Source organism: Scytonema sp. PCC 10023 (assembly GCF_963920835.1).
Classification (GTDB): domain Bacteria; phylum Cyanobacteriota; class Cyanobacteriia; order Cyanobacteriales; family Nostocaceae; genus Kalymmatonema.
In genome coordinates this window covers 139,677-164,475 of record NZ_CAWUDP010000008.1, presented here as the reverse complement: position 1 = coordinate 164,475, position 24,799 = coordinate 139,677, and the positions used below count along the sequence as shown (strand labels likewise).

12 protein-coding genes are annotated in these 24,799 nt (G+C 43.4%); 3 read left to right on the top strand and 9 right to left on the bottom strand.

From position 1 onward, the window contains the following. Positions 1 to 456, top strand: a 456-nt coding sequence (locus ACM0OZ_RS07520; RefSeq protein WP_414582169.1) for a cellulose binding domain-containing protein, incomplete at its 5' end; no start/stop codon positions are given. Positions 457 to 778: 322 nt separating this feature from the next. Next, positions 779 to 6,439 (top strand): AAA family ATPase, encoded by a 5,661-nt coding sequence (locus ACM0OZ_RS07515; protein ID WP_414582168.1) that lies wholly within the window; start codon positions 779 to 781, stop codon positions 6,437 to 6,439. Between the two features lie 29 nt (positions 6,440 to 6,468). Here ACM0OZ_RS07515 and ACM0OZ_RS07510 read toward each other — a convergent pair whose 3' ends face one another. Continuing rightward, the gene (locus tag ACM0OZ_RS07510) at positions 6,469 to 7,863 is read right to left on the bottom strand and encodes an RNA-guided endonuclease InsQ/TnpB family protein (protein WP_414582167.1); all 1,395 of its coding nucleotides are present in this window, start codon (positions 7,861 to 7,863) and stop codon (positions 6,469 to 6,471) included. A 63-nt stretch (positions 7,864 to 7,926) separates the two neighbouring features. On the opposite strand from ACM0OZ_RS07510, the gene ACM0OZ_RS07505 reads away from it, so the two are divergent. Continuing rightward, the gene (locus ACM0OZ_RS07505) at positions 7,927 to 8,085 is read left to right on the top strand and encodes a hypothetical protein (protein WP_414582166.1); all 159 of its coding nucleotides are present in this window, start codon (positions 7,927 to 7,929) and stop codon (positions 8,083 to 8,085) included. A gap of 110 nt (positions 8,086 to 8,195) precedes the next feature. Here ACM0OZ_RS07505 and ACM0OZ_RS07500 read toward each other — a convergent pair whose 3' ends face one another. From ACM0OZ_RS07500 to ACM0OZ_RS07465, 8 genes are all read right to left on the bottom strand, one after another. Next, positions 8,196 to 9,011: a class I SAM-dependent methyltransferase gene (locus ACM0OZ_RS07500; protein WP_414582165.1), complete on the bottom strand. Its 816-nt coding sequence runs from the start codon at positions 9,009 to 9,011 to the stop codon at positions 8,196 to 8,198. Between the two features lie 584 nt (positions 9,012 to 9,595). Continuing rightward, positions 9,596 to 10,339: a hypothetical protein gene (locus tag ACM0OZ_RS07495; RefSeq protein WP_414582164.1), complete on the bottom strand. Its 744-nt coding sequence runs from the start codon at positions 10,337 to 10,339 to the stop codon at positions 9,596 to 9,598. A 932-nt stretch (positions 10,340 to 11,271) separates the two neighbouring features. After that, positions 11,272 to 15,351 (bottom strand): DNA-directed RNA polymerase subunit beta'', encoded by a 4,080-nt coding sequence (locus tag ACM0OZ_RS07490; protein ID WP_414582163.1) that lies wholly within the window; start codon positions 15,349 to 15,351, stop codon positions 11,272 to 11,274. A 98-nt stretch (positions 15,352 to 15,449) separates the two neighbouring features. Then, the gene (locus ACM0OZ_RS07485; RefSeq protein ID WP_414582162.1) at positions 15,450 to 17,327 is read right to left on the bottom strand and encodes a DNA-directed RNA polymerase subunit gamma; all 1,878 of its coding nucleotides are present in this window, start codon (positions 17,325 to 17,327) and stop codon (positions 15,450 to 15,452) included. A gap of 198 nt (positions 17,328 to 17,525) precedes the next feature. Beyond that, the gene (rpoB, locus tag ACM0OZ_RS07480; protein WP_414582161.1) at positions 17,526 to 20,825 is read right to left on the bottom strand and encodes a DNA-directed RNA polymerase subunit beta; all 3,300 of its coding nucleotides are present in this window, start codon (positions 20,823 to 20,825) and stop codon (positions 17,526 to 17,528) included. A 718-nt stretch (positions 20,826 to 21,543) separates the two neighbouring features. Further along, positions 21,544 to 22,329, bottom strand: coding sequence for a TatD family hydrolase (locus ACM0OZ_RS07475; protein ID WP_414582160.1), 786 nt, complete (start codon positions 22,327 to 22,329; stop codon positions 21,544 to 21,546). A gap of 79 nt (positions 22,330 to 22,408) precedes the next feature. After that, positions 22,409 to 22,714, bottom strand: coding sequence for a 30S ribosomal protein S20 (rpsT, locus tag ACM0OZ_RS07470; RefSeq protein WP_414582159.1), 306 nt, complete (start codon positions 22,712 to 22,714; stop codon positions 22,409 to 22,411). 1,261 nt (positions 22,715 to 23,975) lie between these two features. After that, positions 23,976 to 24,722 carry a hypothetical protein gene (locus ACM0OZ_RS07465; protein ID WP_414582158.1) on the bottom strand — a complete coding sequence of 249 codons (747 nt, stop codon included), beginning with the start codon at positions 24,720 to 24,722 and terminating at the stop codon, positions 23,976 to 23,978. Positions 24,723 to 24,799 lie beyond the last annotated feature (77 nt).

Below are 24,799 nucleotides of genomic sequence, written 5' to 3'. Positions count from 1 at the left end.
TCCCCCTCATCCCCCTCATCCCCCTCATCTCCCTCACTCCCTCACTCCCTCACTCCCTCATCCCCCTCATCTCCCTCACTCCCTCACTCCCTCACTCCCTCATCCCCCTCATCCCCCTCATCTGCTCCCCGTATCTCTTCCTCTTCTTCCCAACTGACAGTCACTTCTGATATTTATACAAATTGGCAAACGGGATTTTGTGTCAGCTTCAAAATTATGAATCAGAGCAATGCTAAGGTTAAGGATTGGCTGCTGACATTTAATATGAAACAAGCTGCTATTAATAACTCTTGGAACGGTAACTTTAAACCACAGGGAGCGACGCAGTATGTTGTCACGCCTTTAGACTGGGGAAGGGTGGTTGAGCCAAATCAAGTACGCGACTTTGGTTTTTGTGCCAATAAACTTGGTTCAGACTACCAGCCGACCGAAGTAAGAGTCAACACTCAAAGGTAAAAAGAGTGAAGTAGCCGCAACCAAGCCTATTATGTGCGATTGGGCAAAGCGAGCGTGCCTTCGGCGATCGCTCAAATCTCCCATTTAATTTTAACCTCTGATAATTAATGCAACAGACCACTAATTTAGCGTCTCGGAACTGCGTAATGGCAACTTCAACCTATGACTGTTGCAGATGCTGCGGAAGTTAGCTTTACCTGATCACCAACTACAGAACTCTTATTTAACTACTGACATACCTTATGTGTGCGTGTTATCACTTACAATCGGCGAAGAATAACCTTAAATAAAGTTATCAATGACGTAGGGATATGAAGCAGCAATGCTGAAACTGACTGGTTATCAAATTATTGGGCAAATTTATGCAAGCGAGAAAACTTTGGTATATCGAGGAATAAAAGAACAAGACGAAAAACCAGTTGTCATTAAAGTCCTACGGCGTAGGTCTCCTAGCTTTCAAGAACTGTCAAAACTCCGCAATCAATATACGATTGCGGAAAAGCTCAACTTACAAGGTATCATCAAACCTTATAGTTTGGAACCGTACCAAAACAGTTATGCCTTAATTATGGAGGATTTTCCCGGGATCTCTCTTAAAGATTACATCAATCATATACAGTCGGCAAAATGCTTGCCTCTACAACAATTTTTCCACATCGCTGTTCAAATCGCCTCTATCTTACATGAGTTGTATCGTAACCGTGTCATTCACAAAGACATCAAACCTGCGAACATCCTAATTAATCCCACAACTCTTGAAATCAAACTTATTGACTTCGGTATTGCCTCTGTTCTGCCCAAAGAAGTTCAAATTCTTACTAATCCCAACGTTTTAGAAGGTACGCTGGCTTACATTTCTCCTGAACAAACAGGAAGAATGAACCGAGGTATCGACTACCGCACTGACTTTTATTCTCTTGGTGTCACATTCTTTGAACTTCTCACTGGACAGTTGCCTTTTACCACAACTGACCCAATGGAGTTAGTTTACTGCCATATTGCTAAACAACCACCAAATGTAAGCAGTATCAATCAGGGCGTTCCTTCAGTTGTGTCTGACATGATCAACTTACTCATGGCAAAAAACGCTGAAGATCGTTATCAGAGTGCTCAAGGACTAAAGTATGACTTAGAAGTGTGCTTGCAACAGTGGCAAGAAATAGGAAAAATCTTACCCTTCGAGTTAAAAAAACAGGATATTTGCGACCGTTTCTTAATTTCTCAAAAACTCTATGGTCGCAAATATGAAGTTGAAACCCTACTTGCTGCTTTTGAGAGAGTGATAAGCACGGGCATAACTGAAATGATACTAGTATCTGGTGTCCCTGGTGTGGGCAAGACAGCAGTGGTTAACGAAGTCCACAAAGCGATGGCACGGAGTGCCCGCTCCGCGAACGCCCAACAGCATAGTTACTTTATCCAAGGGAAATTTGACCAGTTGCAACGCGACATTCCCTTATCGGCATTGGTGCAAGCTTTTGAGGACTTAATCGGGCAACTCCTCAATGAAACTGATGCCGAAATGCAACAGTGGAAAGCCAAGATTTTATCAGCATTAGGTGAACAAGCTCAAGTCATTATTGATGTTATTCCCAAACTTGAACTTATTATTGGCAAACAACCAAACGTTGCTGAACTCTCTGGCACCGCTGCCCAAAATCGTTTCAATTTTTTATTCAAAAGATTTATCAAAATATTCACAACTGTTGAGCATCCCTTGGTTATCTTTCTGGATGACTTGCAATGGGCAGATGCAGCTTCTTTAAATTTTATTCAATTATTAATAACTCAGAACAATGTTAGTAACCAAAATATTACATTATCTTCTCACGATTTTGAAGAAACGAAAAGGGATGGCAAAACTAATGACGCTTTACTACTGATTGGTGCTTATCGAAATAACGAGGTTTCAAGAACACATCCGCTATATCTGACACTAAATGAGATTGAAAAAACAAAAGCAACGATAAATACTATTAACATAGAAGCTTTAAATCAGGCTGATTCAAACCGTCTCATTGCTGATACTTTCCGTTGCCCAGAAGCCGCGGCTATTCCTCTTAACCAAATGGTATTTGCCAAAACTAAAGGGAATCCCTTCTTTATTCATCAATTTCTTAAGTTTTTGGATGATGAAGAACTCATAAGTTTTAACCTTTATGTTGGTCATTTGCAGTGTGATATTGCTAAGGTAAAGGCATTAGCTTTAACGGATGATGTAGTCAACTTCATGGCTATTCAAATAGAGAAGTTGCCAAAACAGACTCAAGAAGTATTAAAAATTGCTGCCTGCATAGGAAACTCATTTGATTTACAAACTCTGAGTATTGTGCACCAAAAGTCTGTGGTAGATACAGCAGCTAACTTGTGGACTGCGTTAGTTGAAGGGCTAGTTTTACAAGAAATTGATAATTACAATTTATTTTTAAATAAGAAGAGTTCATTAAGAGTTATTTATAGTCAAGAACCTAAAAAAAATCAAAATCCTAATTTTAAATTACCCCAATACAAATTTGTACATGATCGAGTACAGCAAGCGGCTTATTCTCTGATTCCTGAATCTCAAAAACAATCAATCCACCTAAAAATTGGACGACTGCTGTTGAGTAAAATTCCAGTTGAAGAACGGGAAGAAAAGATTTTTGATTTGGTTAATCAGTTCAACATGGCGGTGGAATTAATCACCGAGCAAAGCGAGCGCGATGAGCTGGCAACGATGAATTTGATGGCTGGACGTAGAGCTTTGGCATCAACAGCGTATGCAACGGCAGCTAAATATTTAACAACTGGCATTCAATTTCTGTTTGGTGATAGTTGGGAGACGAACTATAACCTAACTTTAGCTTTGTATGAAAAAGCAGCAGAAGTGGCATACTTAGCTGGCAACTTTGAGCAGGCAGAGCAATTAACAAAGGTGGTATTGGCAACAGCGAAAACACTGCTGGAAAAAGTGAAAGTTTATGAAGTCAGGATTGAAACTTATAAAGCACAAAGTCGGGGTGCGGAAGCGATTACAACAGGGTTACAGGTGCTTAAATTACTTGGGATAGAATTTCCCGAACAACCAAACCAAAAAGATATTGAGATGGCGTTGCTAGAAACACACAGAAATTTGGCAGGAAGACAAATTGAGGACTTACTCGATTTGCCAAATATGACCGAGCCAACAAAACTGGCAGCAATGAAGCTCTTAGTGCGGCTCTTATCTATTACATATGTGAGTCATCCTCTACTTTTTATTTTAGTTGTGTTGAAACAGGTCAATACATCTCTTAATTATGGAAATTGTCCTGCTTCTGCTTTGTCTTATGCGACTTACGCAATTATTATTTGTAAGATTTCGGGAGATATTAGTTACAGCTATTGCTTGGGTCAACTGGCATTAAAATTGTTAGCATTATTCAATACGAAAGAGTTGAAACCAATTGTATTTTATGCAGTTAATAATTTTACAATACATTGGAAATTACATATACGAGAAAGTTTAAAAAACTTTTTAGAAGCTTATTCTATAGGTTTAGAAATTGGAGATTTGGAGCAAGCTGCCTACTCAGTAGCTGTATACTCGGAACATTTATTCTGGGGAGGAAAGGAGATAGCAGGGCTGGAATTGGAGATAGCAAGCTATCAGAAGGAAATTGCTAAACTCAACCAAGAAATACCACTTCAGACTAATGCAATCAACTGGCAGACAGTCTTAAATTTGCTAGGACGTTGTGAAAAGCCATGCAGTTTAAGTGGTGAAGCATACGAAGAAAAGATTATGCTCCCACTGCTTCAGCAGGTCAATAACAAAATCGCCATTTTCTACCTCCATCTAAACAAATTATTTCTCTGTTATTTGTTTCAGGATTACCAGCAAGCATGGCAATATGCGAGATTAGCGGAAGATGATTTAGATGTAGTTGCAGCCAAGTTTGTTTTTGCTATCTTCTATTTTTATAGTTCTCTAACAATGTTAGCTGTCTATCCTGAGGCTATTCAATGTGAACAAAAAGAAATTTTAGAGAAGGTATCAGCAAATCAAGAAAGGATGAAACAATGGGCAGAGCACGCCCCAATGAATTTTTTACATAAATATTACTTGGTAGAAGCAGAGCGACATCGAGTTCTAGCTAACAATTTAGAGGCAATGGAATTGTACGATCGCGCCATTGCCCTAGCCAAAGAACACGAGTACATTAATGAAGAAGCTCTTGCTAACGACCTTGCTGCTAAGTTCTACCTAGAATGGGGCAAACAGAAGATTGCTCAAACCTACCTTACTGATGCCTACACTGGCTACGTTCGCTGGGGAGCATCAGCCAAAGTTGACGACTTGGAAAAACGCTATCCCCAATTACTTGCCCCGATTCTCCAGCAAGAACAACCTACCCCTCATCCTAGAGAGAATAGCACGCCTGACAATACCACATCTCCATCTATTAATAGTACTAACGAAACTGTCATTGGCTGTAGTACGAGCATTTCAGACTCTCTGGATTTGGCATCTGCAATCAAAGTTTCTCAAGCATTGTCTGGGGAAATTGAGCTTGAGGAACTGCTTTCCACCTTAATGCAAGTCGTGATGGAAAACGCCGGTGCTTCTAAGTGCGCTGTGATTTTGAGCGATGGTGATCATTTACGCTTAAGCGTCACCGCAGTCAGTTCCAGTTCAGATAATGCTCGCACTTGCACGGCATTGCGATCAATTCCTCTAGAGTCAAGCGAAGATGTTCCGATAACTTTGATTAACTACGTCAAGCGCACGCAGGAAATCTTGGTCATTGATGATGCAACGGCTGTTACTTCTTTCGCAAGTGATGGGTATATTATCCGCGAGCAACCCAAGAGTCTCTTGTGTATCCCAATTATCAATAGGGGCAAATTCCTTGGCATTCTTTACTTAGAAAATAATTTAGCGACGGCAGCATTTACAGGCGATCGCCTCGAACTCCTCAAACTGATTACCACCCAAGCGGCAATTTCTCTAGAAAATGCAATACTTTACCAAAATTTGGCACAAGCAAATGAACGTTTGGAAGAATACAGCCGTACTCTGGAGGCGAAAGTTAACCAAAGAACGCAGGAATTTAACGAAAAAAATCAATGCTTGAAGCAAGCCCTAGAAGAGTTACAAAACGCCCAAATTCAATTGATTCAAACTGAAAAAATGTCGAGTTTGGGGCAAATGGTAGCGGGAATTGCTCATGAAATCAATAACCCTATTAACTTTATTCATGGCAATGTCATTTATGCTTATGAATATGTAAAGGGCTTGCTAGATTTGATTGCTATTTATCAGCAGGAATACCCCAATCCTTCTCCTCAAGTACAGAAAAAAGCTTTTGAAATTGACCTAGATTTCCTAGTAGAAGACTTGCCAAAGCTTTTGGATTCTATGAATGTTGGTACCACACGGATCCGCAATATTATTCTGGGCTTACGTAACTTCTCTCATTTGGATCAAGCAGAAATGAAATCTGTAGATATTCATGAGGGAATTGAGAATACCTTAATGATTTTGCAGCACCGACTCAAAAGCAAGGACGAGTATCCTGAGATTGAAATCATCAAAAAATACGGACAACTGCCTAAAATCACTTGTTACCCAGGTCAGCTTAATCAAGTGTTTATGAATATTCTAAGTAATGCAATTGATGCGCTGCAATTAAGGATTACGGACTGGGAACTAGGGACTGGGAATACCCAATCCCCAATCCCTACGATTTGCATTCGCACTGAAGTAGCAGATTGCAATACTGTGAGGATTCGGATTGCTGATAACGGTTCTGGGATGACTCAGGAAGTGCGGCAAAAAATATTTGACCCATTTTTTACCACTAAGCCGATAGGAAGTGGCATGGGATTGGGGTTGTCTATTAGCTACCAGATTGTGGTGGACAAACACAAGGGACAGCTCATTTGTGATTCTATTCCAGGACAGGGGACGGAGTTTATTATCCAGATACCTAATGTAGCAGCGATGAGAGTTGATTTTTGACACTCCCCGGTCTAAAGACGCGGGGATTCTTAAGACATCACTATCTTAATATCCTGATTACTCAGGTTCCCAGGCTCAACACGTTTGCCACGAGGGCGTGCTGATGTCTCCTTACGATTTTTCGGGCGTCTCAGTTCCGAGGAGTCCCCCCGTACTATAGAAAATGCTCTATCTCTAATAGTTTTAGCAGCGCCAATATCCGCATGAGTCATGTATCCACATTGAGAGCAAATGAATTTCTCACCGTCACGATTAGACTGATCAATATGTCCACAATTACGGCATTTTTGGCTAGAGTACTTAGGATTAACTTTAATTACAACTTTTCCTTGCTTTGCAGCCAGATACTCAATCTTTAAAATCAATTCACTCCAACTTGCATCAGAGATAGAACGGTTTAAACCTTTCTTTCTTGATTGTCCATTTTTTAGGAATCTTCCAGTCTTCTCATCCACCTTTGGCTTACATCGACACTTCATTCCAGAAACATTAAGGTTTTCCACCGCAATAGCATCAACGTTTCTAGAAACAATTTTATTAGCTGTTCTCCATTGGTAGCAGTAGCGCTTATCAGCGATTTTTTTGTGCAACAATCCTACTTTCTTAGCAGTTTTCTTGCGATTCTTGCTACCTTTCACCTTTTTACTAACACGTCTTTGTCTGATTTTTAAAGTACGTTTAGCCTTTTTATTGCTTGCAAACTTAGGATTTTCAATCTGGTAGTTGTCAGAAAGATGAACTAATTTTGTTATGCCTAAGTCACAACCAATTATTTTGTTAACGTTGGTTAAAGGTTTAACAACGTTATCTGGTACTGCTTTGTCTTCAATTCTAATAGAAACATACCAACCATCTTGACGCTCGCGAATGGTAGCAGCTTTAATCGTGAAGCCGCTAGGTATTGGGCGGGAATCGTAAAAACGCATCCATCCCAACTTTGGTAAATAGATTTTGCTACTTTGAACCTTCACACCCATTGCATACGTGAAAGATGTGAAGTTAGAACGACATTTGAATTTAGGGAATCCATGCCCGTCAAAAAAGTTTTTGTACGCAACATCAAGACGTTTTACGTTTTGCTGTAACACTGTAGAATCTATTTCAGCATACCAGGGTCTAGCTTTCTTCAATTCTGGTAGTGCTGTAATTTGGATATCGCCAGCGCCACGTCTAGGATTATTCTGCTTAGAATCTTTCCAAGGTTCGCCCGTTGCCCCATTCTTGCTAACAAAACACGTTAATGGACTGCGATACGCTTTAGTTCTGATATCACAATACTCACCCTGAATGTATTGTTGTGCGTATTGAGTTAACCTGTCATTTAAGCACCAGTTGTAATGACTTCTAAGCATATCAACCCAACCAGCCATTTTAGATTGTTGAGTAATATTAGGACGCAACTTGTACACATAGTTTGTTAGCAAGACTTTATCACCCCCTTTATTTATGTCGTGTACAATACGACTATAACACAAAAAGAGGTTGTGATGCCTAGAAAAAAGATTTATGGAGAAAAGAAAACTAAGTTAACCTTAACTTTAACTCAAACAGCTAAGGACTGGCTTGAAAGCAAGCAAACTGAATTAAAAGCTAATAGCTTATCAGATACCATTGAGAGAATGGCAAGAGAAAATATCACGCGTTAGCAAAGCCTACGTTGTGGCTTTCATCTCCGGTAAGACAGCACGGAATACAGCGCTGTGCGCCTGTTCCTCCGGAGTTTTCAGCCTACCCTTTATAAAAGTGCGATAAAAGGTCAAGGCTTGCGTCCGCTTACAATAAAAGCAGTCAGAGCGCTAAAGAAACGCCCAGCTCGGTCAGATGCCTCTAGGTCGCCCAACCACCTAACTGACTCTGCTTTTGATACTATGCCAGCCTCTTGCGCTAGTGCTACGGCTTGGGAAAAATGAAAGATTTCATTGGCTAAAGAATATTTTGTGAGTGTAAAGGTGTCAATATTGATCGCAATATCTATTAGCCCTAACTCGTTAAACAGAGCAGGTAATTGGCGTCCAATCCAGCCACTGTTAAGGGTATCGCACCAGAAGTTTAGAATTTTGCGGGTCAAGCTTCGGTCAGGTGCATCTAGTAATAGTGTTTCCCAATCAGGTTCTTGGACTACAATTCGCCCTCCCGGTCGAGTTACACGGATCATTTCAGCTAGTGCCTTTCGAGGATATGCTAAGTATTGAAAAATTCGTTCTGCTCGGCAAGCGTCGAAGGTATTGTTTGAGAAGCTAAGGTTATGAGCATCACCTAGAAGATATTCTACCGATAGATTCAATCCCTTAGTTCGATTGACAGCCTCAGCAATCATGGTCTGACTACTATCCACGCCCACAGCCTGACCTGTGTTCCCGACCACTTGCGCCAGTGTCCGGATATCATCACCAGTTCCACAGCCGACATCCAAAATGCGATCGCCTGGTTGTAATTCTAGACGAGCAAAGGCTCGGCTTTTGTAAGCCTTAATCCATTCCATCTCGTTGAGAGTGTCTAGATAACTTACAAAGTATGTTGGCTTGTTGCTGCGATCAACTTGAGTAAAATCAATCAGGCTTTGCTTGACCATATTATTCACACACTAATAATCTATTCCAAATAATTTTCTTTTGCAGCTTTGGGAAGAAGAAAATTTCAATTGACTGCACTCTAGGAAAGGCGCATAATTTCTCATTAGAACTCTTGCACTCATTCTGGTTGAAAGATATTTGGAACCACTCATGGAACACAGATGCACACAGATCAATCATCTGTAGTTTTTTTCATAAGAGGATGTCTGAGAAGTCAAAAATGTCATGCTGTCGCTGCGTGCCTCCTCGCTCTGCGAGGCACGCAGCGCCAGCGCAGTGAACGCACTCGCGTTCAGAATGACAAAATATACCTTCCTTAAAGTTTTCAGACATCCTCTAAACATTGACCTTTTTTGAATTCAAAGTTCACGCGTTCACGCGTTCAATCCGGAAGAATAATTTTGAATTGATTAATTCTGGGTACAAGCCCCCACCATGCGGATGCAGATTTGGTGGTCAATAAGACAGTGGCGGTACACCCGCTCCCACTAATTAAATTTTGAACGCGTGAATTTTGAATTTTGAATGTTTGAGAAGCGAGTGACGAGTGCACTCTTGTTTATTGAAATTTTCAATGGATTGGCTATGCAAAGACTCTTGGTCGCTCAACCCTGCTCATTTCTATAAATAATTGCTCCTTCAAGAGCTTTTTGGAGATTACCAGGAGTTCGTTCATCCCTTCTGTGAAAGCTTCAAAAACTTTTTCAACTATCTCAAAAGCTTGCTCTCTAAGTTCCTCTGTCAGTTGTATACTCTCAATGAATTGCTTTATATCATCTGTTCCTACAGGATGACCTGTTTCTACAGCAAAATGAAATTTTCCAAAGTAACGGTATTCTTGCTTCGTACTCTGTTGGAGTTCTTCAGCGACTTTTGCAGTCACAGATAAAGCAACATTTCCTGTGGCTTCAATTGCCTCAATTGCTGCTAAAACCACCACAGGTTCTGCTTTAAATATACATTGAGAGATTGTATGACATATCTGTCTTACTTTCAGGTTCTCTTTACTCCAAAGAAAACTCAAAGCATCGTTATATTTTAAGTATTTATTCAAATTAAGTTTTTCCATGTCTTCCAAAAACCACTCACAGTGACGATCATCTTCATAGGTATGCCTATTAATGATTTCTTGAATTTTGTCAGTGGCTGGTTCTTTTCTGAGACTATATTGGTTAAGTTCAGCAAAATTCATTGCAAAAGGCGCAAAAAAAGGAGCCCAAACTAGCCTTTTTTGCGGAGGCATACTTTTGTCTTGTAGAAACTGAAAGAACGGTAACTGGGCAAATTCTTGCTTCCTTTTTTCAATCAATGCAAGGACTTCTTTCATTTTCGGGAACCCACATTTAAGAATTGAACTCGTGACAAAATTGAGCTGTTAGAGCACGCTTAACAAACTGACACAATCAAACCTAGTGATGTAGTTTTGAAATTAACTACACAGTTTTGAAATAAGATTTCAAGTCAGTATTTGTGGTGTAGAACACAATTTTATTTGCTCACGTTTTATTATTAGTGATGATTATTGCCTCTTGTAATCAAAAAACGTATGCGTAAATATCTGGATTTATAAATATTGACTAAAAGAAAAAAGACATAGTTACTTTCACTACTAAACAATGCAGAGAGAGTAGGACAAGCTTTAGCCCGTTTATTGGTGATATCTGAGTAATTGACAGTATAAAACAGAGGAACAGCTTATTAGTTTGATCTACTCAGCCTTACATCAAATTTCTAAGGCTTTACATACCAATGATAGTAATGAAAGATATAACTGTTAAGTTTTGATAAAGTTATTGTAAAAATATTGTTAAATTTCTCAATATATTTAAGTATTTACTAAAACTTTAATTTTCAATATATTTACTTAAATGTTATGGTTTTCTGACATTCTTGACATCATAGAATATCTTCCTTGCCTCGTTTGGGACAAATCACCCAGTACCTAACCGCATTTTCCCTTGAAAAGGAAATGCAAGTTTTGGCACAAATCTTAGCTAAAAAAGAAAATAGTTAAAAAATACTGAAATATGTATTTAATCACAGATGACTTTATGGAGGATGAAGAGTAAAAGTCTGATGCTGATAGCGAATTCCACCCAACTATGCTCTTTCTCAGGAAAAACTAGAGCTTTTCAAGGTTTTCAAGAAATTATCCAAGGTAAAAAAAAACCTCACCCCGCTTAAGGTATCCCTCTCCTGTATTCGGGAGAGGGGTAGGGGGTGAGGGAACTGATTATAGGTAATTCAGTGGACTAGATATTACTCATCGTCTTCGTCGTAATCGTCGTCTTCCTCGTATTCGTCTTCTACGAGGTCATCGATGTCACTGTCACCAGAAGGAAGAATAAAATCATCCTCATCCAAAATCGATTTATCTGGACTACGTCTGGTACCAAATCCATCGCCGCCAAGCGTGGGAGTATCTAATTGGTAACTCCGGGCTGTGCGGTCATCCAGCACCATATCGAGTGGATCGTCAACTTCATCCAAGACACTGCTACTGACATCAACAGCATAGTCATCGATGGGACCAGTTTCTTCATAAGCATTAAACCCAGTGCCGGCAGGAATTAGTCGTCCAATAATCACGTTTTCCTTCAAGCCGCGCAACCAGTCGGATTTACCTTCAATTGCAGCCTCAGTCAAGACGCGTGTTGTTTCTTGGAAAGATGCAGCGGAAATAAAGCTATCGGTGTTCAGCGATGCTTTGGTAATACCCAACAGGACTGGGGTGTACTGCGCCCGCGCACCACCAGTGATTGCCATTGCTTCGTTCACCTGTTCGACTTGGCGTAACTCTACCAATTCTCCAGGGAGCATGGTGGTGTCACCACCATCATCTATCCGGACTTTATTGGTCATCTGACGGACAATCACTTCGATGTGTTTATCAGCAATATCAATACCTTGGGACTGATACACCGATTGCACTTCGTTCACCAAGAACGTTTGTACTTTTTGCAAGGCATGGCTAGCACAGGCATAAACTCCTTCTTCAGAACCTAGGTTGAAGAAGATTTCCAAAATTTCATGGGGATTAGAAGGACCATCAGTTAATGTTTGTCCTGCTGTGATTTGCGATCCATCTGGGACGATCAAGTTTTGTCCTGGTCCAAGAGGATAGTCTGTGACTACGCCATTGGACTCGATGATTTTGATTGCGATCGCTTCATCGCCATCACCGTAAACAACCTTGACTTCACCACTACGACGTGCTAAAATACACGCTTCTTTTGGCTTACGAGCCTCAAGGAGTTCCTCAATCCTGGGCAAACCTTGAATGATGTCTCCAGTCTTGGCGCGTTCAAATACTAGCAACACCAAGTTATCACCACGCTGTACCAAATCGCCATCGTCTACCTGCAACACAGCGCCTCCACTGACGCGATAGGGACGACCAACGCGGAGTGTGACCGAGTAATTCACAGTAGTGAGTGCTGATTCCTCAGAAGGCGGAACTTCTCCTTGTGCCTTCTCCACTTTTCCTTCGCCTTTCTGCACTGCCACGATTTGCCCAGATTCTTCGGCAAAGACTCCAGGGGCAATTTCTACACCCTCTACGATCAAGTCACCGACTTTAACCTTGGGTGGAGCGCTTAGATCCATCTTAACGACATCATTATGGCGCAACACTAAGCAGCGCCGAACTGCCTCAGTTCCTTTTTGGACGCCCCGCACGATACCCCCTTCTTTACACAAGATTTGGGTACGTGCGATTACGGCACCGGGTGCAATTGTTTGTCCATCTTCTACTTCCAGGCTTGTTTGGGTACTGCCTTGGGTAGCATCAGCGGATATATCCCGACGCAGCACTAACGATTCCAAAATGACCAGCTGCAAGCGCTGAATTTCTGGGTCATCGGCATCCGGTACCAATTCAATATCCGCTGCCAAAGGGGAAGCATTGTGGTCTTGTTCGCCTTCCTGCTCAATTTCCAACACCAGTTGGGTTCGTAGCAGTTCCACACCTTCAACAGTCTTAACGCGTTCTGAGTCTTTGTAAGGCAGACGCTGCACTGCCCGCAGTTGAATCGAACGACCTGTTTGTTGACTCACTGATGTGGTTGATGGCACATCAGGATTGTTAGGTACAGCAAACTCAACGACCGGACGGGTCAACAGTGCTGGACCTTCTGGTGATTCCACATACTCGATGTAGCGCAACTCTGTGGCGACTTGCCCTAACAATTCCTCACCAGGTTGAATAAAGGTGCCATCTTTGCCCATCACTGCTTCTGGATCGTCCACCATCAGCAGTTCCCCTGGCTTAATCACCACTTCGCGCAGAATGTCGTTTTTCTGGGTGACTTCTATGACGCCGCTGTTTTGGCAGAAGATATCCTTGACGACTTCGGTGCCAGCTTCGACAAACTGACCGTCTTCTACCATTAGCAGGGAGATATCTTTATTCACTTCGTGGGTTTCTTCAGGAATCCACAGCAGGGTACCTCCCTGTACCACCTCGTAACCCTGCTTTGCCTTGCCTTTTTTCTGGACTTCCACAGCAGCGTATTTCAGCAATCCACCGGTGGTTGTGCGATAGCGGTCATCAATCAACTCGGCTACCACTTGACCATTTTGCACTTTTGTGCCTGGAGTGGCTCTGAGGTTGAAGACTTGGTTGTTTCCAGTAGTGACTAAGTAGTTGTTGCGACCTTGAGCGGTTTGCGCGGTCACTGTTGCTTGGTCTAGAACCACAGAAGCAGTGATAATCTCAATTTCCCGCGTTCCTTTGCCTGGGGTAGCTTCGGGTAAGCGGACAACACCACCGTGCAAAGTCGTTAACTTGGTTTCTGCTAAAACACCGTTGGAATCTATGGTGTCACCATTGTTGACCACCAATTCTGCTCCTGGGGGTAAGTTATAAACTTCCCCTGACAGAATCCAAATCAATCCACCCCGGGCTGCTGTTGTCGTGGTGTTACCTTGACGGTCAGTTTTTTGTTCTGGTACGACATCCGCAAACCTGACTTCTCCTGCTAAGTCAGAGGCGACATCTTTAACCGCTTTTTCTGTATTGACACGAGTTGTTCGTCCACCGATCGCCACCTCAGCAAACAGCTGACCCTTCTTAATCTTTTGCCCATCAACAACGTATAGTGTTGAACCTTGGGTAACAGGAATTTCTTGAGTCGTTGACGAGCCAGCGTTGTCTGCTATTTCTAAAGTAATGCTGCCATTGGCTTCTACATACAAAGCGTCTTCCCCGTGGCGGGTGCGGTAAGCCCTTGTCCGCAATTTACGTGGCAAGCGAACGGTACCATCGGATTCAGCGCGTACTTGTCTTGCAACTTCACCAGAGAAGACACCACCTGTGTGGAAGGTACGCATTGTCAGCTGGGTACCCGGTTCACCGATACTTTGTGCCGCGATGATCCCCACAGCTTCGCCGAGATCGACCATTTTGGCGTGTGCCAAACTCCAGCCATAGCAGTGTTGGCAGACAGATCGTGCGGCTTCACAAGTGAGGGGCGATCGCACGACAACTTCTTGGACTCCCGACTTTTCAATTTCCTTTGCCAGATCATCGGAAACCGGGCTATTGCGTGGTGCGATAACTTCTTTTGTCTTGGGATGCACCACATCCTCTGCAATAACTCGTCCCAGCAACCTTGTGCCCAGCTTAATCAAGGTTTTCTCACCTTCTGTCATTGCCTGCAAGGGAATTCCCCTAGTGGTACCGCAGTCAAATTCCCGAATAATCACATCCTGCGATACGTCCACCAAGCGGCGGGTGAGATAACCAGAGTCAGCCGTCCGCAAGGCTGTGTCTACGAGACCTTTTCTCGCACCGTAAGAAGAAATAATGTATTCTGTTACGGTGAGTCCTTCGCGGAAGTTTGTTTTGATCGGCTGGTCAATAATTTCCCCTTGGGGATCTGCCATCAGTCCCCGCATTCCCACCAATTGGCGCACCTGGGAGATGTTACCCCTTGCTCCAGAGAATGCCATCATGTATACAGAGTTGAGGGGGTTAGTCTTCTTGAAGTGGCTAACTACCTCATCTTTCAGGGCTTCAGAAGTTCCGTTCCAAGTATCAATCACTTTCTGGAATCGCTCAACTTCGGTAATTTCTCCGCGTTGGTAGCGTTCTTCAGTGGCACGAATTTCTGCTTCCGCAGCTTCTAGCAATGCTCGTTTGGAAGGAGGAACCATCAAATCATCCACACTGATGGAAACCCCTGCTTTGGTAGCGTAGCGGAATCCCAACTCTTTTAATTTGTCGGCCATCACTGCGGTTCGCGCCGTGCCATAATGCGTGAACGACCAAGATATTAGGTTCCTCAGTTGACCTTTGTCAACAATGCGGTTCCTAAAAATCATTTTTTCATTAGTCATTAGTCAACAGTCCTTAGTCAATAGGGGAAGAACAAAGAGTGAAGAATGAAGAAAGAAGATTTTTATTTCTTCTTTCTTGTTTCTTTTTTCTTCTCTCTTTAACTGGCGATCGCTTCTTGAATCGCGTTATTGTAAATTACGCGACCGGGAGTTGTACGTACATACTGAGACATCATGTTTCCCTGAGCATCTTCTCTGACTCGGCGGAACTTATACAGCAAAGTCCGGGTACCATCGTCATTTGGTATCACTTCAACCGGTTCTGTATCTGGTTCAGGTGACTCTACTTCGCCGTCGTAACGCACGTAGATATACGCATGTAGGTCGACTTGCTGCTGCTCATAAGCCATAATCACATCATTAAGAGAAGCAAAGTAGCGCCCTGCGCCTTTTGTCGCATTGGGATTTTCTGCGGTTAAGTAATACGCCCCTAACACCATGTCTTGGCTAGGTGTAATGATTGGTCTACCAGTCGCTGGTGACAAAATGTTGTTAGACGCCAGCATCAGTAACCGCGCTTCTGCTTGAGATTCCAAAGATAACGGTACGTGTACCGCCATTTGGTCGCCGTCAAAGTCAGCGTTAAATGCTGGACAAACGAGTGGGTGCAGTTGAATTGCTCTACCTTCCACCAAAATTGGCTCAAAAGATTGAATACCCAAACGGTGTAGTGTCGGCGCACGGTTGAGTAAAACTGGGTGTCCTTCAATCACTTCTTCCAGAACATCCCAGACACTCGGATCAGAGCGAGATATCAGCTTTTTCGCGGCTTTGATATTATTCACCATGCCGCTGCGAATCAGTCGGTTGATGACAAACGGTTGAAATAGCTCAATTGCCATTTCTCGTGGCAAACCGCACTGGTGGATGTTCAGTTTTGGTCCCACCACAATTACGGAACGTCCGGAGTAGTCAACCCGTTTACCGAGCAAGTTTTGCCGGAAACGTCCTTGTTTCCCTTCAATAATGTCTGACAAAGACTTCAGCGGTCGGTTGTTTGCCCCAACTACGGTTCGTCCTCGACGACCGTTGTCAATTAAAGCATCCACTGCTTCTTGCAGCATCCGCTTTTCGTTACGAACAATAATCTCGGGAGCCAAAATTTCTTGCAGGCGAGCAAGACGGTTGTTGCGGTTTATCACCCGGCGATACAAATCGTTCAAATCGCTTGTGGCAAATCGTCCACCGTCTAACTGCACCATCGGGCGCAAGTCTGGAGGAATCACGGGGATCACGGTCATCACCATCCATTCTGGTTTAGAACCTGTGGCGACGAAGTTGTCAATCACCCGCAGCCGCTTAATCAGCTTCGCCCGCTTTTGACCTTTGGCGGTTGTAATTTCTTCACGCAAAGATTCGGCTTCTTGCTCTAAGTTGATATCAGCCAGCAAGCGCAACAAGGCTTCTGCACCAATACCGACTTCTACCCCTTGAAGCGTAGAATCTTCGCTATAAATTTGGTCTTCAATTTCCAGCCACTGGTCTTCACTCAGCAACTGTTTGTAAGTTAAGGTTTCAGCATTGCCAGGACTAAGAACAACATAGGAATTGAAATAAACAATTTGCTCCACATCCCGCAAAGGCATATCCAACAGGATGGAGATATAGCTGGGAATGCCCTTGAGATACCAAACGTGAGCGACTGGTGCGGCGAGTTTGATGTAGCCCATGCGGTGGCGGCGTACTCGCGATTCCGTGACTTCCACACCACAGCGTTCGCAGACAATACCTCTGTGACGTACTCTTTTATACTTGCCACAATGGCATTCCCAATCTTTAGCTGGTCCAAAGATGCGCTCGCAGAACAAGCCATCCATCTCTGGTTTTAAAGTACGATAATTTATCGTCTCTGGCTTTGTGACTTCACCGACTACCTGACCGTTAGGTAAAGTTCTCTCACCCCAGATGCGAATGCGTTCTGGTGATGCCAAGCCGATTTTAACGTAGTCAAACTGATTATTCTGGGCTGATCTCATCTTTGCCTATACTGTGTTCTAGGTTATAACTTCTAAGGAACACGGGCTATAAAGACCGTGTTGGTGTGAGGAGTATTCAGTTTTCGTTCTTTGAGTAAAAAGAGGTATTGGCATGAAGGGAGATGAGGGGAGATAAATCAATTCAAAATTCAAAATAAGAACTATCTCCCTCATCTTCCTCATCTTCCTCATCTTTTCCTACTCTTCCTCATCAAGTGACTCACGGGACAAGGATTCATAGGTGGGACGTGGAGGCGTACGACGGTTTCCTTGGTCTGCCATCAAATCGACTTCGACATCTAAAGAACTTCCGTCTGCCTGTGTCTCTACCTTGTGTACAGCAATATCTAAGCCTAGAGATTGCAGTTCTCGCATCAACACTTTGAAGGATTCTGGTGTTCCAGGTCTAGGAATTGCCTTACCTTTGACGATCGCATTGAGGGCTTCATTTCGTCCTTGCATATCGTCTGATTTGACGGTGAGCAACTCCTGCAAGGTGTAAGCAGCACCAAAGGCTTCCAATGCCCACACCTCCATTTCACCGAACCGCTGACCACCTTGCTGTGCTTTACCACCCAAGGGCTGCTGGGTAACAAGTGAGTATGGACCTGTAGAACGGGCGTGGATCTTGTCGTCCACCAAGTGAACCAGCTTCAGCATATAAGCCACACCTACAGTGACTGGTCGGTCAAAGGGTTCGCCGGTACGACCGTCGTACACCATGATTTTGCCAGAGTCATCCGGGTTATAGACCCAGTCTTTGCCTGTTTCGTCTCGTGCTTCTTGCAACTTACCATGCACTATGCTTCGAGATGACTCTTCGCCGTACATTTCGTCAAATGGAGTCAGTTTAAACCGGACTCCCAGGGTATGAGCAGCCCAACCCAACAGACACTCAAACACTTGTCCAACGTTCATCCGGCTAGGTACGCCCAACGGGTTAAGGACGATGTCCACTGGTGAACCATCTGGCAAGTACGGCATATCTTCCATTGGTAAGATTTTGGAAATAATTCCTTTATTTCCGTGGCGTCCTGCCATTTTGTCGCCGACTTGGATTTTGCGCTTTTGCGCTACGTACACCCGGACAACCATATTTGCCCCTGGTGGGAGTTCATCGCCTTGTTCGCGGGTGAACAAGCGCACATCGACAACGCGTCCTTTTTCTCCGTTCGGGACTCGCAGCGAGTTGTCTCGCACATCTCGTGCTTTTTCACCGAAAATTGCCCGCAACAGTTTTTCTTCTGGTGGCTGGTCAGATTCACCTTTGGGTGTTACTTTACCTACCAAGATATCCCCGGATTCTACCCATGCCCCAATGCGAATGATCCCCTGTTCATCCAATTGGCGCAAGGCGTCTTCCCCGACGTTGGGAATTTCTCTGGTGATTTCTTCTGGTCCGAGCTTGGTTTGTCTTGCCTCAATTTCATATTTCTCAATGTGAATTGAGGTATAAATATCATCCTGTACCAACCGTTCGGAAATCAAAATTGCGTCTTCGTAGTTATAGCCTTCCCAAGGCATATAAGCGACGACGATGTTTTGTCCCAGTGCCAATTCACCGCCTTCGGTGGAGGAGCCATCCGCCAGCACTTGACCTGCTACAACACGTTCGCCCATATACACCAAAGGTTTTTGGTTGAGACAGGTGTCTTGGTTCGAGCGATGGTACTTGGAAATGCTGTACCTAATTTCTGGAGCGTTGGGTTTGGGACGTACGCGAATTTCTGTTGCGTCTAGATAAGTGACTTCCCCGTCGGTGCGTGATACGATCACCATCCCGGAGTCCCTTGCCGCCTGAGCTTCCAAGCCTGTTCCTACCAAAGGACGCTCTGGTTTCAGCAGGGGAACTGCTTGCCGTTGCATGTTCGATCCCATCAGTGCCCGGTTAGCGTCGTCATGCTCCAAGAAAGGAATCATACTGGTAGCAACAGACACTATCTGCACCGGAGAAACTGCTACGTAGTCCACTTGCTCTGGCGTGGTTGAAGAGAATTCCTGGCGATAGCGTACTGTCACTTGCGGTCCGAGGATGTTACCATTCTCATCAATCGGCAAGTCGCCAGCCGCTACCCGCAGGTCATCTTCTTCATCTGCGGTCATGTACACTGGTGGCAAATCAAACCGCACCCGTCCATTTTCTACGGGTCGATACGGGGTTTCTAGGAAGCCGTACAGGTTCACACGGGCATGAGTTGCCAAGGAACCAATCAAACCAGCGTTCGGACCTTCTGGAGTTTCTACTGGGCAAATGCGTCCGTAGTGGGATGGGTGAATATCTCGTACCGCAAAACCTGCACGTTCGCGGGTTAGACCTCCAGGACCAAGTGCTGACAAACGACGTTTGTGGGTCAGTTCCGCCAGAGGATTGGTCTGATCCATGAACTGCGACAATTGGCTTGACCCAAAGAATTCTTTAATGGCTGCTACCAAGGGTTTAGGGTTCACCAAGGAAGCAGGGGTCAGCACTTCGGCATCGGATACGGTCATCCTTTCCCGAATGATACGCTCCAAGCGGTTTAAACCGACTCGTACCTGGTTTTGCAGCAATTCGCCGACGCTTCTGACGCGGCGGTTGCCTAAGTGGTCGATGTCGTCGGTGTTACCAATGTCAAACTCAAGGTTGATCAGGTAATCCACCGCTGCCAAAATGTCTTGGGGAGTCAAGACGCGCATTGTTTCTGGCACTTGCAAGCGCAGTTTCTTGTTGAGTTTGTAACGTCCCACACGACCGAGGTCGTAGCGTTTGGGGTCAAAGAAACGCGAGTCTAGGAGCTGTTGTCCTCCCAACACTGTCGGGGGTTCACCAGGACGCAGTTTACGATACAACTCCATCAGGGCTTCTTCTTCAGAAAACTGCCCTTCTTTTTCAATGGTTTTTTGGAAGTATTCTGGGTGGCGCAAGGCGTCAAAAATTTCGTTGTCTGACAACCCCAAAGCTTTGAGGAGGACTTGTGCCGACAGTTTGCGGGTTTTGTCAATACGTACCCACACTAAGTCGTTACGGTCTGTTTCAAATTTCAGCCATGCTCCCCGGTTGGGAATTAAGCTCGCTGAATAGGTACGCCGCCCGTTTTTGTCGATTTCTGATTTGTAGTAAACTCCTGGCGATCGCACGATCTGGTTGACAATCACTCGCTCGGCACCGTTAATAATAAACGTGCCCCGGTCAGTCATCAGAGGCAGATCCCCAATAAAGACTTCTTGTTCTTTGATTTCTCCGGTTTCTTTGTTAATCAGACGAGTGGGGACATACATTTGTACCGCGTACGTACTGTCCCGGCGTTTTGCTTCGTCTACATTATACTTTGGCTCTTTGAGCTTGTAGTTGTGTCCCAAAAAGTGTAGCTCTAGTTTGCCAGTGTAATCTGTGATCGGACTAAACGAGTTCAGCTCTTCTATCAGCCCTTCTTCCAGAAACCAGCGGAAGCTAGAACGCTGGATTTCTATTAAGTCGGGCAACAAAAAGGCGGGTTCCATAATTGATTCGTTTGTCATGCCTCTACCTTTGTCAACCTAATTTTTTCGTAAATTGTGTGTGGGAACTTCTCCTGACACCGCCGATCATTGAGCAGCTTCCGCAACGCCGGAGTCATTCAAGACGGTGCAGACTGATTTTGGCAAGAGCGTGGTTAACCCGAGTGGAGTCAAGAACTGCCATTTTCCACATTCACTTGACTTCATGAACCAAATCAAATAGTGTAACTTTTTGTTAATCTGTTTTGCTTTTCTCACTTTCCCCTCCAAAAAGCGCGTTACTTCACCTATGCAGCTTTACACTGTTGTGGCTCGTACGGAACTATCTGTTTTTACCGACCGAGGGATAATATCCTTATGCTCAGAGGAGAATAATCCCCTGAGCCTACTCTGTCTATGGATGGCTTGTTTTGGTGGGTGGTGGTCACAAGGTAATTTCTTTAACAATTCTCTATAGGGAAAATATGAAACCGTTTCTTAGAGATTCTTAGAGAATAGGTCTAGACGACCCTTAGGAGAAAGTCATAATCATCATGGAATAAGAGCATCCGGTTGTAGAGATACGAGGATGGTCAATTGACAAGCGTTACTCAAGTGTAAAATTCAATAGTTGCTTCCTTAACCATTATGGCTTATACAAACCTGTTTTGGAGGAAATAATAATACCATATTTTCCCCTCCTAAAGTTTGATAAGTTTGATTTTTTCATTTTCTGATTTTCCCCCTTTGGGGGGATGTATTATACTGTTAAACCAAATAAGTCACAGGCATTTTGGGTGGTCACGTCGGCGATCGCCGACAAAGATTCACTGCGCAGTTTCGCCACCTGTTCAGCTACATAGCGAACGTACGCGGGTTCATTGCGCCGTTCGCCTCGTTTGGGAACGGGTGCCAAAAAAGGGCAATCTGTTTCAATCAACAGGCGATCGCTCGGAACACAAGCTGCTGATTCTTGGATTTGTTTGGCACTTTTAAATGTCACTGTTCCGCTAAAGCTGATGTAGAAGTCCAACTCCACAAACCATTGGGTTTCTTCCGGGTTTCCACCCCAGCAGTGCATGACACCCCGCACACTTTCTCCTTTGCGTTCCTTCCATTTTTGCAGTACTTCTCTCACCTCTCTTGCTGCATTGCGACAGTGGATGATCACGGGTAGGTTGAGATCAGATGCGAGCGCTAACTGTGTCTCAAATGCGTGGCGCTGTTGCTCTTTGTTATCTGCTTTATAAAAATCCAGCCCTGTTTCCCCTATAGCGACGACTTTAGAGTCACAACCAGCTAAAGATACGATTTCCTCTGCTGTCTCGTGCTTCCATTTTTCGGCATCTAAAGGATGTAATCCTACCGCAAAGCTCATTTCGGGAAAACGATTAGCTAGAGATTGAATGCTTTTAAACTCCGATGGCTCGACACAAGAGTGTACCAAACGTACGACTCCTGCTTCTTGCCAGCGCGATCGCACTGCTTCTATATCTGGTTGGAAAACGTCAAAGTTAACGTGAACGTGAGTGTCTATCAGCTGCATCGCTTTTCCTTTGTCGTTTGTCCTTTGCCCTTAGTCTTTTGTCTTGTGAGCACAAGGACTAAGGACTAAAGTCGATTGACTACTGTGCAGTTGCTGCTGCTGGTTGTTGAGCTTTTAGCCTTTGAGCCAATTTTGACTTTTTTCTGGCTCCATTGTTAGGATGAAGTACACCCCTTTTTACCGCTCGATCAATTTTGCTGTACGCTTCAGACATCCTAGCCTGAACTTCTTGTTTTGATTCTGGGGTTGGGTTCGCTGCATATGTTTCTACAGCAGCAAAGTATTTCTTCATCAGTGTTTTTACTGCCGATTTGTATGCTTTGTTACGCAGTCGGTTGCGTTCTGCGATTTCGGCGCGCTTGAGAGCAGACTTTGTATTCGCCACAGTCAGTTCCAAAAAGACTATTAATATATAAACACACTACTAGATTTAGTAGTATAGCATCTTTTTTGCAAATATTAAGAAGCTAGAAAAAAAATTCACCAACTACAGGTGTAGGGATGGAAAGGGCAGCGTTCAAGGGGCAAGCGGGCAGAAAGTAAGAAATATTTTTAATTTTGATTTTGATTCTTCCTATGTTGGTTATTTTTCCCTACAGTCCTACACCTTTTTGCTAGAAAATTTCTATATCTATTGTGGATCTATTGTGGAAAAATTTTGGAAAATTTTTATTGTGATCTTACGAATCAATTAGGGGGATTTTTCTACAGTCACCTATCCCTAATAGTAACTTAATTTTCATAATTAATTTTCTTTTTTCATTGTAATTACAAGATAGGTTTAAGTACCAGTTAGTTGAAGTAGTCTTTGTGACATAAAGGTTGCCTAGCTTGAAAGAAGAAAACGTCATTCGTGAATTTACTGAGAGAATTATTTAGATTTTATGAAAAATACTTGTCAAGCAAGTATAAAGCTCAACATTTCTGAAGAAAAAAAGTTTTTTAATTTACCAAAACTTTAATAATTTTACTTAGGGTTGCCAGGCGTATACATTGAGAATATTTGGTTTAGGTAATAAATTTAGATTTTAAACTAAACAACAAAATCACTGAGCTAAGCGATAAAAAAAACATTATACTGAGTATCGTGCGACTTATGTTCCAATCAATAATTGCTGAAAAAAAAGCGCCAGATAGATTTAAGATATACTATGACTCTCAAAACACTGATGAACTCAAGTCAGGGACTCCTAGTTGAGTGCAAACCCCACGAATAAATTCGTTGGCTCTGCGGTTAACGCAACCTGACCAACTTAAGTCCTTTACTGGACTACGAAAGCGAGGAAGTGCTAAAAGTCCCACCTACAAATGCTTGCCAGTTTGTAGCTCTGGAACCAAGCGATTAAACAAGTTTAAGGGAGTTAAGCTAGTGTTGCTTGGAGTCAGCCGCCTCTAAACATTGGTGTTAGCGAAGCGGAACCTTTTAGGTTCGGCTAACTTTACCCAGAAATGGGGTATCTCGGAAACGAGAATTAGGGATGAAGCTCAACTCTGAATAAATTCAGAGTTGAGCTTCATCCCCATAAATAGAATTTATTTGCTCTCCGCTCTTTGATTTTCGGTGACTGTAAAAGTCAGGCGCTCTTTTTCAGCATGCAAGTTTAGAAGGTTTCAAGGGTGCGTTGGTCTGTCCTTTGTGTTGTCGGTTAGCGTAAAAATTCAGAAGGTTTCAAGGGTGCGTTAGTTTGTCTGAATTTAGCTGACCGCAGGAAGGAAGTGTTTGAAGTCAAAATTGGCGCTTGGATTTGAGGTTGGTTTGCCTTCTTATTCAAATCTTCTGCTTGTGGAACAGGAGGTGTTGTTTTCCCTAGAGGTAGGGATATGGGCATGGTTTCACCTGCTTGTAGGTAAATTTCACCTTTGTTAGTAAAGCGAAGCTGTTTACCTTCAAGCTGCAAGTTTGATTTCTTTAACTGACCGGCAGGTTCAAAAGTGGCAATGAACGTGACGTTGCTATCTGGACGCAGTTTCATTTGTGGATAAGCTTGCCAAGCTTCCTGAAAACGACCATCGGGTGCTACTTGCCAAAGGTTTAGATCTGCCTGCCATTGTCCCTGTTTAACTTCAACAATTTGGCGAGCCAAAATTGAGCGGTTATTGCTCACTTGATCATTCAAAACTCCTGCTTGTTGTTCGCCTGTTGGAAGCAAGTAGCGAACTGCTGCTACTGCAATTTGGCTGGAGTCGGGTAGGTTTGTACTACCTACGATGTTGTATATACCATTACTTCCTGTTGGTTGCACGCTTGTTATTTCTAGCTGCACTTGTTCTTGTGCTTTTTTATCACAGCCATAATTAACAGTGAGCAGTAGTAAGAAAATACTTGCCAAGCTAACAGTTCGAGAGTTTGTTGTCAATTTTCGGCAAAAAAACGGGAAATTTGGAGTAATCATAAAAAAAGTGGGTATTTTGTCGAATCAGGAACCACGCAAGCTATATTTTTACCTATTCTCTAATATTTAGACCAGAA